This window comes from Ornithinimicrobium kibberense, from assembly GCF_006519705.1.
GTDB classification, from domain to species: Bacteria; Actinomycetota; Actinomycetes; order Actinomycetales; family Dermatophilaceae; genus Ornithinicoccus; species Ornithinicoccus kibberensis.
Window position 1 is genome coordinate 81,607 of record NZ_VFXM01000008.1, and the last position, 13,003, is coordinate 94,609.

The window sequence follows — 13,003 nt, forward strand, 5'->3', positions numbered from 1 at the left end:
GCCTGTTCCGCAAGACTTCTTGGGCTGGCAGCCTCAGGCGCCACACGGTGTCGATGGTGACGCCCGAGGAGGAGGTTGTGAATGAGTAAGGAAGAACGCATCCCTGAGACGGGCCTGAGAGCTGGTGACCGTGAGGGGCTGGAGATCGCTCTGGCCGAGGCACAGGCCGGCCTGCTTGAGGGCGGGGTCCCGATCGGCGCGGCCCTGCTCGATTCGGACGGGCGCGTCATGGGACGGGGCCACAACCGCCGGGTTCAGGATCAGGACCCGTCCGCCCACGCCGAGACCGACGCCTTTCGGAAGGCCGGGCGGCAACCGCACTACCGGGGAACGACCATGGTGACGACTCTCTCGCCATGCTGGTACTGCTCGGGCCTCGTGCGCCAGTTCGGAATCTCCAGGCTTGTGGTGGGGGAGACCCGCACCTTTCACGGTGGTCACGACTGGCTGGCTGAGCACGGTGTCGAGGTGGTTGTCGTCGACGACGAGCGCTGCGTGAGGCTCATGACCGAGTTTGTCGAGCAGTACCCCGAGCTTTGGTTCGAGGACATCGGAGAGGAGCGGCCATGACAGACCGGACCAGCGTCGAGAGTCGCGCGCAGGGAAATGATCACGTGGACCCGGACTACCCCGTCGACCCGGTTCCCCTGCACGCGCGCAAGTCCACCTTCTCTCTGGCCGTCGTGCTCGTGGGTTTCACGATGTTCACCCCCACGATGCTGGCGGGGGCCCAGGTCGGAGCAGGATTCCCGTTCCTCCCGCTCATGGGGGTCCTGCTCCTGGGCAGCCTCGTGCTCGGCGTCTACGTCAGCGCGCTGGGGTGGCTCGGTGCAAGCACCAACCTCACGACGGCCATGATGGCGCGCGCGACCTTCGGGCAGGCCGGCGCCAAGCTGTCCTCGGTGCTCCTGGGCGGCACCCAGATCGGGTGGTACGGCGTCTCCGTCGCCACGTTGGCCCTGCTCACCGGCCAGGCGCTCGGCTGGGAGGGCGAGCTGGCGACCCGCGCCCTGATGCTGGCCTCCGGCCTGCTCATGGGGGTCACTGCCTACTTCGGCTACCGCGGCATGTACGCACTGTCCCTGGTCGCGCTGCCGTTGATGCTCATCCTCGGCGCCTGGGTGGCCTGGAGGGCGTTCGAGGAGGTCGGTGGTCTTGGCGCGATGCTGGAGATCCGGCCCGGTGAGTCGATGGGCCTCGCGATGGCCGTGACCCTGATCGTGGGTACGTTCGCCTCCGGAGGGACCCAGGCGCCAAACTGGACCCGCTTCGCTCGCACCCCGATGGCTGGCTTCTGGACCTGCATGATCGCATTCCTGGGGGCCCAGCTCCTCATGCTCTTCTCCGGCGCGATCGGGGCGCTCGCCTTCGGCGAGGGCGATTTCGTCGTGGTGCTGTTCAACCTCGGGCTGGTGGTCTGGGGACTGCTCTTCCTCGTGGCCAACATCTGGACCACCAACGACAACACCGCCTACAACGTCGGCGTGGCCGGGGCTGAGCTGTTCGATGTGCGCTCCAAGAAGCCGTTCGTCATCGCCGGAGTGGTCATCGGGACGCTGCTCGCGGTGACCGGTATCTACGACTCACTCATCACCTATCTGGTGTGGCTGGGAATCCTGATTCCTCCACTGGGTGGGGTCATCCTGGGAGACCACCTCGCCCGCCGCGCGGAGTGGTCCGAGGCCGGAGTGCACCGCGCGCCTGCCGCCGGTGTTCGCTGGGACAGCATCGGCGTCTACGCCGTTGCGTGCGTCACCGCCTGGGCGGCAAACGAGGCGTCCTTCTTCATCCCGCCGGTGGTCGGCATGGTGGTGGCCTTCGCCGGAGCCCTTGTCGTCGCGGCCGTGGGGAGGCGCAGCATGAACGTCAGGTGATGTCGCCCCGGCGGAACCGCGCCCAGGCCGCGAGCAGGACGGCCCCGAGCACGACGGCCAGCACGGTGACTCCGTGGGCCAGGCTGAGGGTCTCCACGACCTCCCGGCAGCCCTGGGGCCCGTTGCAGTCGGTCCACGTCGTCCAGGTGGTCCCGTTCTCGACGAACGCCGCGACGTTGCGGACCAGCCCGAGCCGGGCCACCCCGGTGAACGCCGAACCGAGGATTCCCTCGACGATGAACATCCAGCCGATGACCAGACCGAGCACGACCCCCGTGTGCCGCACGAGGAAGGCGAGGGCCGCGCCGAAGGCCGCGGCGACCATCCCCAGGACGAGGATCCGCAGCGACATCCACACGGGTGGCCCCCAGCCGTCCGGCATCGAGCGGTCGAGACCGAAGACCGCGTATACGAGAGGTGTCCCGACGAGCAGCAGGACCAGCCCGGTGAGCACGACCGGCGCCGAGGCCAGGGCGGGCGCGAGCACCTTGGAGACGAACACCGGGGTGCGTCGCGGGACGAAGGTCAGCCACGTCGCCATCGTCCGGTGCGCGAACTCGGCCGCCACGGCGGTCGACCCGATCGCCAGCGCCAGGAACATCAGCGGGTAGGACGCCCCCTGGAGCAGGAACTGCAGCTGCTCGGCCATCGGGGGCAGCTGGCCGTAGAACTCCTCGATCGTGGGCACGGCGAAGTCGTCGCAGCCGAAGTCGACGGAGGCGTCCCCGGACCTGCGCCGTTCCTCGGCCTCCGCGAGGCGGCACTCCTCCTGCACCCGCTCGTTGTCCTCGACCATCCGCTGGTACTCGGTGTCCGCGCCGGCCCGCGCGGACTCCAGCTGCCGGGCCTGGTTGGCGACCCCGACGAGGCTGACGACGGCCACGGCGACCGCGCCCAGGACGGTCAGCAGGACGACCTTGCGGGCCAGCAGCCGTCTTAGCTCGACGAGCAGGAGCCTCATCGCGCCTCCGTCCCGCCGGTCGTGGCCGGTCCGCCCGGCCCGGCACCGCCCGCAGGTCGTGCCGGCAGCCCCTCGTCCTGGGTGAGCTCGAGGAAGACCTGCTCCAGCCCCCGGCGGCTCGGCACCAGCCGCTCCACCCACAGCCCCTGCTCGCCGAGCAGGCGGGAGATCTGCGCCGGCTCGGCCCCGGTGACCATGATCGTGCCCGCGTCGGTCGTCGGGTCGTAGCCGGCCAGCTCCTCGGCCGCGTCGTGGCCCCGGCGCCGGGCCACCCACTCCGCCGTGAAACCGGCCTCGCGCAGGAGCCGGATCGCGTTGCCGGGGGAGGCCACGCCCACCTCGACCGTCTGCCCGCCGCCGCCGATGAGCCCGGCCACCGACCCCTGGGCCAGCACCCGGCCGTGGCCGATGATCGAGACGGTGTCGGCGATCTGCTCGATCTCGGACAGGATGTGGCTGCTCACCAGCACCGTGCGCCCCTCGTCGGCCAGCGAGCGCATGGTGCCCCGCACGTCGGAGATCCCGGCCGGGTCCAGCCCGTTCGTCGGCTCGTCGAAGATCAGCAGGTCGGGCGACTTCAGCAGGGTCGCCGCGATGGCCAGGCGCTGCTTCATCCCCAGGCTGTAGGCGCGGAAGGGGTCCTTGCCGCGTCCGCCGAGCCCGACCTGCTCGAGGACCTCGCCGACCCGCGACCGCGGGGTCCCGATCGCGTCGGCCAGCAGGGTGAGGCTGTGCTCGCCGCTGAAGGTGGGGAAGAAGGTCGGCGACTCGACGATCGCGCCGACCCGGCCGACCACCTCGGGCAGCCGCTGCGGCACGGGCGTGCCGAAGATGTGCATCGTCCCGGAGTCGGCCCGGGCCAGGCCCAGGAGCATCCGGATGGTCGTGGTCTTGCCCGAGCCGTTGGGGCCGAGGAAGCCGTGCACGCCACCCGCGGGGACGTCGAGGTCGAGCCCCTGGACGGCGACGCGGCGGCCGCGGACCCCCGGGTAGGTCTTGCGCAGTCCGCGCGTGACGACCGCCATGCCGTCGGTGCGCTCCGCGGTCGCGGTGCTCATCCGGCTCCCCTCCGGGCCGGACGTCCGGCCCCTGCGCTCTCCATCCAACACCGCGTGTGTGTCCGGGAGGGGCAGGGTGTTGCAGCGTGTCCGCTCAGCCGTGCCGGGCGGGCACCGGGTCCAGCACCCGCTCGAGGTGCCGTTCGGCCAGCGGCAGCACCTCGGCGACCGGCACCGGGCGGCCCAGCTCCAGGCTCAGCGAGGTGACCCCGGCGTCGGCGATCCCGCACGGGATGATGGTGTCGGCCCAGCGCAGGTCGCAGTCGCAGTTGAGCGCGAACCCGTGCATCGTCACGTCCTGGCTGACGCGGATGCCGATCTGGCCGATCTTGCGCTCCGGGCGGGTGCCGTCGGCCGGCAGCCACACCCCCGAGCGACCCTCGACCCGGCCGACCTCGACGCCCAGGTCGGCGCACACGGCGATCATGACGTCCTCCAGCCGGCGCACGTGGGCCACGACGTCGACCGGCCCGGGCAGGTGCACGATCGGGTAGCCGACGAGCTGCCCCGGCCCGTGCCAGGTGATCTTGCCGCCGCGGTCCACGTCGATGACGGGGGTGCCGTCCAGCGGACGCTCGTGCGCCTCGGTCCGCTTGCCCGCCGTGTACACCGCCGCGTGCTCCAGCAGCAGCACCGTGTCCGGCAGCTCGCCGGCGACGACCCTGGCGTGCACGTCCCGCTGGTGGTCCCACGCCTGCAGGTAGTCGACGTAGTCGGGGGCGAACCCGAGGTGCTCGAAGCGCATGGTCGTCACTCTAGCCGGGGCGGCCTGTGGACAACCCGGACGGTGATGCCGCGGCCTCTGGCACGGTGGCGGCGTGGGAGAGGACAGCTGGGAGCAGCCCGGGGACGGCAGGGGCCTGGAAGGTGGCGACGTGGACACCGCAGGACCGCCGGTCCTGCCGGGGTATGACGTGCTCGCGCCCCTGGGCGCGGGCGCCACCTCGTCGGTGTGGCGGGCCCGCCGGCGGGCCGACGGTCTGGTCGTGGCGGTCAAGGTGCTGCGTCCGGCAGGAGGGGACGTGACCGCCGGGCTGCACGAGGCGGGGCTGCTGGCCCGGGTGCGTCACCGGCACGTCGTGCACCTCTACGACGTGCTGCCGCTGCCCGACCCGGCGACCGGGCGTCCGGCCGCGGTGGCCCTGGCCACCCAGCTGGCCGGGGGAGGGTCGCTGGCCCAGGTGCTCGCGCGCCGGCGCATCCTCTCGCCCGGCGAGCTGGTCACCGCCCTGCAACCGGTGGCGGGGGCGCTGGCCGACCTCCACGGAACCGGTGTCGTGCACGGGGACCTGTCGACCGGCAACGTGCTGTTCCTGCGGGACGGGATGCCGGTGCTCGGCGACCTGGGGGCGGCGCGGATCACCGGCGAGGAGCCGGGGCACCAGCTCGGGACCGGGGCGGCCGACGGCATGGTGGCCCCGGAGGTCCTCGAGGGCTTCCCGCCGACGCCGGAGTCGGACGTGTACCAGCTGGGGGCGCTCGCCTGGTGCTGCCTGGCGGGGGAGCCGCCGGGTCCGCCCTACGACCGTGGCGAGCTGGCCGAGCTGGCCCCGGACCTGCCACCCGGGCTGGCCGACCTGGTGCTGCGGTGCATGGCCCCCGACCCGGAGGCCCGGCCGGACGCCGAGGAGGTGGCGCTGGCCCTGCTGGCGACCGCTCCGCCCGAGCCGGTCGAGGTGGCCCCGGACGCCGACCCCGCCCATGGCCTGACCGAGCGGCTGCGCAGCCAGGCCCGGGAGGACCTGGACGAGGACCCGGCCGTCGGCCCACGCACGGCCGCCCGCCGGGCCGCACGTGGGGCCGGTCGGGGCAGGAGTGACCGGGGAAGGGCTGGAGAGACGTCCGTTCGGCGGCCCGCCACGTGGCTGCTGCCCACGGCCCTGGCGGTGGCGTCCCTGCTGCTCGTCCTGGCCGCCGTCGCCGTGGTCCGCCCCCAGCTCGTCGAAGCCGGGTCCGGGACGCTCGGGCCCAGCTCACCGTCGACGCCGACCGACGCCCGCCATCCCACGGCAGGAGCGTCAGGCACTGCCGGGGTTCCGACCCCGGTGCTGCAGGACGCAGGCGAGGCGCCGGCACCGGCCGACGAGGCGGCTCCGACGGACGCCCCGGACAGACAGACAGACGCCGCGGCCGCGCGGACGGACGACCCGGCCGGGCCGACGGAAGCATCGGGCGACGGTGAGCTGACCGACACCCTCCAGGTGCTCCTCGACGGTCGGGGCGCGGCCTGGGAACGGGCCGACGACGTCCTGCTGCTCGGCATCGTGGCGCCCGGCTCACCGGCGGAGTCCGCCGAGGGCGAGGCGCTGGCCCGGCTGCGGGAGTCGGGCGTGCGCTACCCCGACGTGACCTTCAGGGTGGAGGACGCCACCGTCCGGGAGGGCGACACCCCGTCCGGCGCCGACCGCCTCGCCGTGCGGGCCACCGTCTCCCGGGCGGCCCTGGAGGGGCGGGACGGGCAGGGGAGACGGCTCGACCCCGTGCCGCCCGGCACCGAGCGCGTGGACCTCGAGCTGGCCCGGGCGGGGGAGCGGTGGCTGCTGTGGTCGTGGGAGCCGGCCCCGGCTGACGCCGGAGGACCTCGACCGTCGAGCTAGAGGGTGTGGGGCTCCAGCGGGGTCGGGTCGCCCGGCGGCGTGGGGTCGGACGGCGGGACGGGGTCGGTCGGCGGGTCGAACTCCTTGCCCTCGGCGCCGACCCAGGCCATCGCGGAGGTCAGGTCGGGGTGGTCCCAGGCGAAGCCGGCGTCGGTGAGCACCGTGGGCAGGGCCCGCTGGCTGTAGAGGATCTCCCCGGCCAGCTCGCCCAGGACCAGGTGCATGGCGAACGCGGGCACCGGCAGCACGGCGGGCCGGCTCAGCTGGCGGCCCAGCGCCTTCACGACGTCGGCCTGGGTGTCCGGGTGCGGGCCGGTGAGGTTCACCGGCCCGGTCACGGTCGGGTGGTCGAGCAGGAAGACGATCGCGCGGACGTGGTCGTGCAGGGTGATCCACGACCAGAACTGGTCGCCCCCGCCGAGCGGTCCGGCCAGCCCGAGCAGGGCCAGCGGCATGAGCTTGGCCAGCGCCCCGCTGCGGCGGGTCAGCACGATCCCGGTGCGCAGGTGGGCCACGGAGGCACCGGCGGCCTCGGCCGGGAAGGTGGCGGTCTCCCAGTCGTGGCACAGGTCGGCCAGGAAGCCCTCGCCCAGGTCGCTGGTCTCGGTGAGGACGTCGTCCCCGCGCTCGCCGTAGTAGCCCACGCCCGAGGCGGACAGCAGACGGGGCCGGGCCCCCTCGGGACGGGCGGCGACGGCGCGGGCGATGGTGCCCGTGCCCTCGACGCGGGAGTCGACGAGGACCTTCTTGCGGGCCGTGGTCCAGCGCTTGTCGCCGATCCCCGCCCCGGCCAGGTGCACGACGGCGTCGACACCGTCGAGCACGTCGGCGGCCAGGTCGGCCCCCGGCTGCCACGCGCGCTCGGACACCCCGGCCGGCAGACCGGGGTGTCCGAGCGCGCGCGGGGCGCGGCGGACCAGGTGCACCACCTGGTCGCCGCGCCCCAGCAGCGTCTGCGACAGCGCGGACCCGATGAGCCCGCTGGCCCCGGTGACGGCGACCGTGCGCCCCGAGGGCGCCGGTGCCTGCGTCACCTCATACCTCGAAGCTCGCGTCCTCGAGGCGTTCCTTCATCGTGTTGAGGAAGCGGGCCGCGTCGGCGCCGTCGACCACGCGGTGGTCGTAGCTCAGCGCCAGGAAGACCATGTCGCGGATCGCGATCGTCTCCATCCCGTCCTCGTCCACCACGACGACCGGGCGCTTGACGACCGCGCCGGTGCCGAGGATGGCGACGTTGGGCTGGTTGATGATCGGGGTGTCGAACAGCGCACCCCGGGACCCGGTGTTGGTCAGCGTGAACGTGCCGCCGGACAGCTCGTCCGGGGTGACCTTGTTGTCGCGGGTGCGCTCGGCCAGGTCGGCGATCTTGCGGGCCAGCCCGGCGATGTTGAGGTCGCCGGCGTCCTTGATGACCGGGACGAGCAGACCGCGCGGGGTGTCGACCGCGACCCCGAGGTGCTCGGAGGCGTGGTAGACGATCGAGTCGTCCTCGACGCTGGAGTTGACGATCGGGTGCTCCTTGAGCGCCTCGACCGCGGCGAGGGCGAAGAACGGCAGGTAGGACAGCTTGGTGCCCTCGCGCCGCAGGAACTCCTCCTTGGTGCGCCGCCGCAGCCGGGAGATCTTGGTGACGTCGACCTCGACCACGGTGGTCAGCTGGGCGCTGCCCTGCAGGGACTCCACCATGCGGGTGGCGATGACCTTGCGCAGGCGGGACATCTTCTCCGTGGTGCCGCGCTTGGCGTCCGAGCCGCCCGAGGGCGCCGCCTTGGCGGCCGGCTTCTCCGCGGGCTTGCTCTCCTCGGCGGGGGCGGCCTGCTCGGCCTCCTTGGCCGGGGCCGCCTTCTCGGCCTCCTTGGCCTTGGCGGCGTCGAGCACGTCCTGCTTGCGGATGCGCCCGCCCACGCCGGTGCCCTCGAGCGAGTTCAGGTCCACGCCGTGCTGGGCCGCGAGCTTGCGGACCAGCGGCGTGACGTAGGCGCTGACGTCCTGCTGCGGCTGGGCCTTCCCCTGGTCCTTGCCACCGTCGCCGGGGGCCGGCACGTCGGAGACGTCCTTGTGCGAGGAGGTGCCGCTCTCGGAGGAGCTGACGCCTACGCCGACGGCGGGCTCGGGCTCCTCCATCTTCGCCGCGTCGTCGTTGGCCTCGCCGGTCTCGGACTTGGACTGCGACTCCGCGGCCGCCTCCTCCTGGACCTCGGCCTCCTCGGCCAGGTCGCTGTCGGCGGACTCCGCCGCCTCCTCGCGGTCCACCTCGTTGTCGGTCGCGTCGGAGGCACCCTCGTCCTCGGTGCTCTCCTCGGCCTCCTGGGAGGCGGCCTGCCCGCCGTCGTCGGAGGACCCGCCGGAGGCCTCTCCGCCCACGACGCACAGCTCGCCGCCGACCTCGACGGTCTCGTCCTCCTGGGCGATGATCTTGCTCAGCACCCCGGCCACGGGGGAGGGGATCTCGGTGTCGACCTTGTCGGTCGAGACCTCCAGCAGGGGCTCGTCCACCTCGACGGTGTCGCCCTCGGCCTTGAGCCAGCGGGTGACGGTGCCCTCGGTGACGGACTCGCCCAGCGCCGGCATGGTCACGGTCTCCCCGCCGCCACCGCCGCTCCCGCCGCCGGAACCTCCGGAGGCCTGCCCGGAGCCGCCGCCGTCGTCGGAGGACGCCTCCGGCTCGGGCTCGTCGGCCGGCTCGTCGGCGGCCGGCTCCTGCGCCGGCTCCTCCGCGGGGGCCTCCTCCTGCTCGGGCTCGTCGGCCTGCTCGGCCTGCGCGTCGTCGGAGGAGCCGCCGCTGCCGGCGGACTCGCCCTCCTCGCCCACCACGGCCAGGTCGCCGCCGACCTCGACGGTGTCGTCCTCCTGGGCGAGGATCTCCAGCAGCACGCCCGCGACGGGGGAGGGGATCTCGGTGTCGACCTTGTCGGTCGAGACCTCCAGCAGCGGCTCGTCGACCGCGACGCTGTCGCCGACCTCCTTGAGCCAACGGGTCACTGTCCCCTCGGTGACGGACTCACCGAGGGCCGGCATCGATACGCGTTCCGACATCTGTTGTCTCTCCTCGTGGCGGGGGTTTGCAGTCTACGGTGCGAGCTGGCTGGGGGGCGGGTCAGGCGCGCCTTCGCTGACGCCGGGTCAGCCGTGGGCGTGCAACGGCTTGCCGGCGAGGGCCAGGTGGGCCTCGCCGAGCGCCTCGTTCTGGGTGGGGTGGGCGTGCAGGAACTGGGCGACGTCCTCGGGCAGGGCCTCCCAGCCGACGATGAGCTGGGCCTCGCCGACCTGCTCGCCCATCCGGGCGCCGACCATGTGGACGCCCACAACCGGGCCGTCGGGGCCGGAGCGGACGAGCTTGACGAAGCCGGCGGTCCCCAGGATCTGGGACTTGCCGTTGCCGCCGAGGTTGTACTCGTAGGTGGACACCGCCTCGCCCCACCGCTCCCGGGCCTGCTGCTCGGACAGCCCGACGGAGGCGATCTCCGGGTCGGAGTAGGTGACCTTGGGCACCAGGGAGTCCTCGACCGGTGCCGGCTCCAGGCCGGCCAGGTCCTCGGCGACGAAGATGCCGTGGGCGAACCCGCGGTGGGCCAGCTGCGGGCCGGGCACCAGGTCCCCGACGGCGCGGACGCCCTCGACGCTGGTGCGGAGCCGCTCGTCGGTGGTCACGAAGCCGCGGTCGAGCTCGACCCCGACCTCCTCGTAGCCCATGCCCTCGGTGCGGGGTCCCCGGCCGACGGCCACGAGCAGCAGGTCGCCCTCGAGGACGTCCCCGCCCTCCAGCTCGACCCGCACGCCCTGGTCGTCCTGGGAGGTGCCGGTGACCTTGACGCCCGTGCGGATCTTCATGCCGCGCTTCTTGTACGCCCGCTCGACCGTCTTGGAGACGGCGGGGTCCTCCATGGCGACCAGCCGGTCCATCGCCTCGACGACGGTGACCTCCGCGCCGAAGCTGCGCAGGGCGGAGGCGAACTCGACGCCGATGACGCCGCCGCCGAGGACGATCGCGTGCCGCGGGACCTCCTCCAGCTGCAGGGCCTGGTCGCTGGTCATGATCCGGCCGCCGATCTGCACGTCCGGCAGGGTCTTGGCGTAGGAGCCGGTGGCCAGCACCACGGTGCGACCGGTCAGCTCGCGGTCGCCGACGGTCACGGTGTCCTTGGCGGTCAGCCGCCCGGTGCCGGTGACCAGCTCGACCGTGTCGGCGGCCTTGACCAGGCCCTGCAGGCCCTTGTAGAGCCGCGCCACCACGCCGTCCTTGTACGTGTTGACCTTGGTCATGTTCACGCCCTCGAGGCTGGCGAGCACGCCGTAGCGCTCGCTGTCGCGGGCCATGTCGGCGACCTCCGCGGTGTGCAAGAGGGCCTTGGTGGGGATGCAGCCGCGGTGCAGGCAGGTGCCGCCCACCTTGTCCTCCTCGACGAGGGCCACGGTCAGGCCGAGCTGGGCGGCGCGCAGGGCGCAGGCGTAGCCCCCGCTCCCGGCACCGAGGATCACGATGTCGTACGTCGATGTCGGCATGGGCACATCCTGCCACCCGGGAGAAAATCGGGTGACAGCACGCCGCCCGGGTGGGACCCTGGACCCGTCCAGTCCCCGAGGAGAAGGAGGTGGCCGATGAACGACTCCCAGGCCGCGGACGACGTCAAGGCCAAGTTCCGTGAGGCGCTCGCCCGGAAGCAGGCGCACGCCGGGACCGACGTCTCGGACCACTCCGAGCGCGGCAAGGTCGCCGGTGCCCGCGGGGCGAAGACCTCCGGAACCCAGCAGATGTTCCGCCGCAAGAGCGGCTGAGCGGACCTCGTCCGAGCAGGCCGCGAGGGGCACCGTCCGGACCGGACGGTGCCCCTCGTGCGTGCGGTCGCGCGCTCCCGCATGTGTGACACATCGGTCGTTGGGACGACCGATGTGTCACATGCCGGGGTCGGCCGACGTCAGCCCGCGTAGGTGCGCGCCAGCTCCACGAGCGTGCGGACGGCCGCGCCGGTGCCGCCCTTGGGCACGTAGCCCCACGGCGACTTCTCGTTGAACGCCGGGCCGGCGATGTCCAGGTGCGCCCACGGGATCTGCTCCGCGTCCTCGCCCTCGCCGCGCTTGCCGACGAACTCCTGCAGGAAGGTCGCCGCGACGCTGGCGCCCGCCGACCGCTCCCCGGTGTGCTTGAGGTCGGCCACGACGGTGTCGAGGCTGGGCCGGATCTCCTCGGGCAGCGGCAGCGACCACGCGGTGTCGCCGACCCCGTTGGCCAGCTCGACGACCTGCTCGCGCAGCGCGTCGTCGTTGCCCATGACGCCCATCGTGCGGTCGCCCAGGGCGATGATGCAGGCCCCGGTCAGGGTGGCCACGTCGACGATCGCGTCGGGGCCCTGCTCGGTCGCCAGCGCCAGCCCGTCGGCCATGACCAGCCGGCCCTCGGCGTCGGTGTTGATGATCTCCACCGTGCGGCCGTCGCGCATGGTGACCACGTCGCCGGGGCGCTGGGCGAACTCGCCCAGCATGTTCTCCGCCAGGCACAGGTATGCGGTGACCCGCACCGGCAGCCCGAGCTCGGCGACCGCGGTCACGGCCGCGGCGACGGCGGCGGCCCCGGCCATGTCCATCTTCATCGTCACCATGGAGGCGCCGGGCTTGAGGCACAGGCCGCCGGAGTCGAAGGTGATGCCCTTCCCGACGAGGGCCAGGTGCCTGGTCGCGCCCTCCGGCTCGTAGCGCAGGGTGACCAGGCGCGGCCCCCGGCCCGAGCCCTGGCCGACGCCGAGGATGCCGCCGCAGCGCTCCTCCTGCAGCCGCTCGGTGTCCCAGACCTCGACCTGGACGGGGGAGCCGTCGAGCCGCTCGCCGACGTTGGCGGCGAAGGACTCGGGGTAGAGCAGGTTCGGCGGGGTGTTGACCAGGTCGCGGGCGTAGCGGACGGCGTCCACGACGGCCGTCGCCTGCGCGGTGGCGGCCTCGACCTCGTCGGCGGCCACGCCGGTGACGACCGCCTCGCCGAGGGCCGGCTTGGCGGACTCGACCTTGCCGACGCCGTGGTGCTCGGCGAAGGTGTAGGCCCCCAGCACGGCGCCGCCGGCCACGGCCACGGCCTCCTCGGTGGTGGACTGGCCCAGCGCGAACGCGGCCTTCTCCCGACCGGCCAGGGCGCGGGCGGCGACCCCGGCCGCGCGCCGCAGGCGCTCGGTGCGGGGAGCCGGGCCCGACGGCATACCGACGACCACGACCAGACCCGCGGCCACCCCGGGGACGCCCGTGAGCCGGGTGGTCTCGTCCGCGCCGGCCTCGGCGCCGAGGGTGGTCAGCGCCTCCTGCACGTGCTCGGCGGTCTCGGCCGGGAGGCCGTCGGCGACGAGGGCCACCTGCCCGTCGTCCTTGGTGGCGGCCAGCACCAGGGCGTCGGCCTGCACCGCGGCCGGGTCCTGGTCGGTGAGCGTGAGCGTGGTGCGGCGGTTCTCGGCCATCGGGCAACGTCCTTCGTCGGTTCGTTCCGGTCAGTTTCCCCACGAGGGTAAGCCACCCCTGCGACGGTCCCCGGGG

11 protein-coding genes are annotated in these 13,003 nt (G+C 73.4%); 4 read left to right on the forward strand and 7 right to left on the reverse strand.

The genetic code is table 11. The features are described from left to right. Positions 1 to 81: 81 nt before the first annotated feature. Complete coding sequence (locus tag FJR00_RS08290; RefSeq protein ID WP_141338303.1) at positions 82 to 570, forward strand: nucleoside deaminase; 489 nt, start codon at positions 82 to 84, stop codon at positions 568 to 570. Next, positions 567 to 1,874 carry a cytosine permease gene (codB, locus tag FJR00_RS08295; RefSeq protein ID WP_141338304.1) on the forward strand — a complete coding sequence of 436 codons (1,308 nt, stop codon included), beginning with the start codon at positions 567 to 569 and terminating at the stop codon, positions 1,872 to 1,874. Before FJR00_RS08290 ends, codB begins: the two co-directional genes overlap by 4 nt. Here the strand turns inward: codB and FJR00_RS08300 are convergent. The 3 genes from FJR00_RS08300 to lipB form a co-directional block, all read right to left on the reverse strand. Continuing rightward, positions 1,867 to 2,835: an ABC transporter permease subunit gene (locus FJR00_RS08300; RefSeq protein WP_141338305.1), complete on the reverse strand. Its 969-nt coding sequence runs from the start codon at positions 2,833 to 2,835 to the stop codon at positions 1,867 to 1,869. The two genes, codB and FJR00_RS08300, sit on opposite strands and share 8 nt — an antisense overlap. After that, complete coding sequence (locus FJR00_RS08305) at positions 2,832 to 3,893, reverse strand: ABC transporter ATP-binding protein (RefSeq protein ID WP_141338306.1); 1,062 nt, start codon at positions 3,891 to 3,893, stop codon at positions 2,832 to 2,834. The genes FJR00_RS08300 and FJR00_RS08305 overlap by 4 nt, the downstream gene beginning before the upstream one ends. 94 nt (positions 3,894 to 3,987) lie before the next feature. After that, complete coding sequence (gene lipB, locus FJR00_RS08310; RefSeq protein ID WP_141338307.1) at positions 3,988 to 4,638, reverse strand: lipoyl(octanoyl) transferase LipB; 651 nt, start codon at positions 4,636 to 4,638, stop codon at positions 3,988 to 3,990. A 73-nt stretch (positions 4,639 to 4,711) separates the two neighbouring features. Here lipB and FJR00_RS08315 point away from each other — a divergent pair, with 73 nt between their 5' ends. After that, positions 4,712 to 6,490: a serine/threonine-protein kinase gene (locus FJR00_RS08315; RefSeq protein WP_141338308.1), complete on the forward strand. Its 1,779-nt coding sequence runs from the start codon at positions 4,712 to 4,714 to the stop codon at positions 6,488 to 6,490. Here FJR00_RS08315 and FJR00_RS08320 read toward each other — a convergent pair. The 3 genes from FJR00_RS08320 to lpdA all read right to left on the reverse strand — a co-directional run bounded on the left by FJR00_RS08320 (position 6,487) and on the right by lpdA (position 10,993). Continuing rightward, complete coding sequence (locus FJR00_RS08320) at positions 6,487 to 7,524, reverse strand: TIGR01777 family oxidoreductase (RefSeq protein WP_141338309.1); 1,038 nt, start codon at positions 7,522 to 7,524, stop codon at positions 6,487 to 6,489. The genes FJR00_RS08315 and FJR00_RS08320 overlap by 4 nt on opposite strands. Position 7,525: 1 nt before the next feature. Next, positions 7,526 to 9,526 carry a 2-oxoglutarate dehydrogenase, E2 component, dihydrolipoamide succinyltransferase gene (sucB, locus tag FJR00_RS08325; protein WP_141338310.1) on the reverse strand — a complete coding sequence of 667 codons (2,001 nt, stop codon included), beginning with the start codon at positions 9,524 to 9,526 and terminating at the stop codon, positions 7,526 to 7,528. Positions 9,527 to 9,613: 87 nt separating this feature from the next. Beyond that, on the reverse strand, positions 9,614 to 10,993 hold the full coding sequence (gene lpdA / locus FJR00_RS08330; RefSeq protein WP_141338311.1) for a dihydrolipoyl dehydrogenase: 1,380 nt from the start codon (positions 10,991 to 10,993) through the stop codon (positions 9,614 to 9,616). Positions 10,994 to 11,089: 96 nt separating this feature from the next. On the opposite strand from lpdA, the gene FJR00_RS15730 reads away from it, so the two are divergent. Then, positions 11,090 to 11,266, forward strand: coding sequence for a DUF5302 domain-containing protein (locus FJR00_RS15730; RefSeq protein ID WP_158068706.1), 177 nt, complete (start codon positions 11,090 to 11,092; stop codon positions 11,264 to 11,266). 140 nt (positions 11,267 to 11,406) lie between these two features. On the opposite strand, the gene FJR00_RS08335 is transcribed toward FJR00_RS15730, so the two are convergent. Next, on the reverse strand, positions 11,407 to 12,927 hold the full coding sequence (locus FJR00_RS08335; protein WP_141338312.1) for a leucyl aminopeptidase: 1,521 nt from the start codon (positions 12,925 to 12,927) through the stop codon (positions 11,407 to 11,409). Positions 12,928 to 13,003 lie beyond the last annotated feature (76 nt).